At 73.6% G+C, this 2,058-nt stretch carries 4 protein-coding genes; all 4 read left to right on the top strand.

The genetic code is table 11. The features are described 5' to 3' along the window. Positions 1-61: 61 nt before the first annotated feature. The gene (locus tag AB1578_23575; GenBank protein ID MEW6490879.1) at positions 62-994 is read left to right on the top strand and encodes an ADP-ribosylglycohydrolase family protein; all 933 of its coding nucleotides are present in this window, start codon (positions 62-64) and stop codon (positions 992-994) included. Then, positions 991-1,560: a hypothetical protein gene (locus tag AB1578_23570; GenBank protein MEW6490878.1), complete on the top strand. Its 570-nt coding sequence runs from the start codon at positions 991-993 to the stop codon at positions 1,558-1,560. Before AB1578_23575 ends, AB1578_23570 begins: the two co-directional genes overlap by 4 nt. Positions 1,561-1,582: 22 nt before the next feature. Beyond that, positions 1,583-1,780, top strand: a complete 198-nt coding sequence (locus AB1578_23565) for a hypothetical protein (GenBank protein MEW6490877.1) — start codon at positions 1,583-1,585, stop codon at positions 1,778-1,780. 33 nt (positions 1,781-1,813) lie between these two features. Further along, the coding region (locus AB1578_23560) for a hypothetical protein (protein MEW6490876.1) at positions 1,814-2,058 on the top strand (245 nt) is incomplete at its 3' end.

The following is a 2,058-nucleotide window of genomic DNA, read 5'->3' as shown; positions in this document are numbered from 1 at the left end:
CGGCCCGGCCGGGGCCGCCCCTGCTTCGATCTTTCGAGGAACCGTACCGGAAGGAGGCGCCGTGATCGGAGCCATCGCAGGAGACATCATCGGGAGCGCCTACGAGTTCGCGCCCACCAAGCGGGAGGACTTTCCCCTCTTCGGGGATCTCTCGACCTTCACCGACGACACCGTGCTCACCGTGGCCACTGCCGACGCGCTCCTCGGCGGCCGGGACTACGCAGAGGTTTACCGGGCCTGGGGGTGCCGCTACCCGGACCAGAGCTACGGGAGCCTGTTTCGGCAGTGGCTTCGGGCGGACGACCCCCGCCCCTACGGGAGCTACGGCAACGGCTCGGCCATGCGGGTGAGCCCGCTGGGCTGGGCCTTCGACACCCTCGACGAGGTCCTGGTCGAGGCGACGCGAAGCGCCGCGGTCACCCACGGCCACCCCGAGGGGATTCGGGGCGCCCGGGCCGCCGCGGGGTGCGTCTTCCTGGCGCGCCGGGGGGCGTCGAAAGAAGAGCTTCGCCGCTTCATCGAGGAGACCATCGGCTACCGGCTCGACCGCACGCTGGCCCAAATCCGCCCCGGCTACCGCTTCGACGAGACCTGTCAGGGCTCGGTGCCCGAGGCGGTCACCGCGTTCCTCGAGTCCGGGTCCTACGAGGACGCGGTGCGAAAGGCCGTGTCCCTGGGGGGCGACGCCGACACCCAGGCCGCGATTTCCGGCGGCATCGCCGAGGCCTTCTACGGGGGCGTGCCCGAGGCGGTCTGGAACGAGACCCTGGGGCGCCTCACCTGCGAGATGGGCTCGGTGGTGGCCCGCTTCTATCGGCGCTTCGGGCTCCCCCACTGCTGGCGGCAGGACGTCCCGGGAACCGGGGCCACCCCGAAGCGCCCGCGCCAGGGTCGGAGGCGAAGCCAGGGCCAGGCCGGCTTCCGGAGTCCCGCAGGCCCAGAGACTAGTGCCGGCTGCGACAAGGGGATCGCCCCCGCGCAGGCAACCCCGTGAGCGCCCCGAAGGGGCTTGCCTCCTACTGGGTCGAGCCCGGGCGCCTCCTGGCCGGGGCCTACCCCGGCTCGCCGCACCCGGCCGACGCCCGGGCCAAGCTCGCCTGGCTCCGAGGCCAGGGGGTGCGCTCCTTCGTCGACCTCACCGAGCCCGGCGAGGTTACCCGGCTGGGGCGGCTCGTCCCCTACGCGCCGCTGCTGACGGAGGCGGCCGGAAACGGCGGGCCGGCGGCGGCCTATCTCCAGCTGCCGGTCCCGGACCTGTCGGTGCCGACCCGGGCCGGCATGCGGGCGCTCCTGGACCGCCTCGATCGGGACGCCCGAGAGGGCCGTCCCGTCTACCTCCACTGCCTGGGAGGCCGGGGACGCACCGGCACCGTGGTCGCCTGCTGGCTCGTCCGCCACGCCCCGCGCCTGCTCGGCACGGCAGACCCCTCCTGGGCCCGGGAGCGGGCCCTGCGGGCGATCGTGGAGCTGCGCCGGGCGCACGACGTCCCCGACCCGGAGGGCTCCCCGGAGACCCCGGCCCAGTTCGCCCTGGTGCGCACGTGGGCAGTGGGGGAGTAGGCTCGGACGAAAGGAGGAGAAGATGGAGCTCTGCGCGAAGTGCGGCACTGCCTTCGACCCCGGGCCCGAGGGGCAGCGGTCCCGCGAGGAAGAGTCCCTGGGCCCCCTGGCCGACATCGGCCGGGTGTTCTACGGCGTGGGTTCCGAAGCGCCCCTCTGCCCCCGCTGCCGCCGCGACCTGGAGCACACCGGAACGGCGCTCCTCTCCGGCGGGGGATGAACGTGCGGTGAATGCCGACCAAGGAGGATGGAGATGACCAAGGCTCGCGCACGCAGGGTGCTCGGGGTGAGCGACGGACCGGCCCTCCCGAAGACCTCCGAGGCGGCCGGCCGGGCCTGCCTGGAGGACGCCATCGCCCTGGCCGTGAGCGCCCACCGGGGCCAGGTGGACAAGGCCGGCGCACCCTACGTGCTCCACCCCCTGCGGGTCATGCTCCCCATGGAGAGCGACACGGAGAAGATGGCCGCGGTCCTCCACGACGTCGTGGAGGACACCGA

The sequence above is a fragment of the Thermodesulfobacteriota bacterium genome (assembly GCA_040756475.1).
Classification (GTDB): Bacteria; Desulfobacterota; Deferrisomatia; order Deferrisomatales; family JACRMM01; genus JBFLZB01.
The sequence above is the reverse complement of the archived record's forward strand: the minus strand, read 5'-3'. Positions and strand labels throughout refer to the sequence as shown.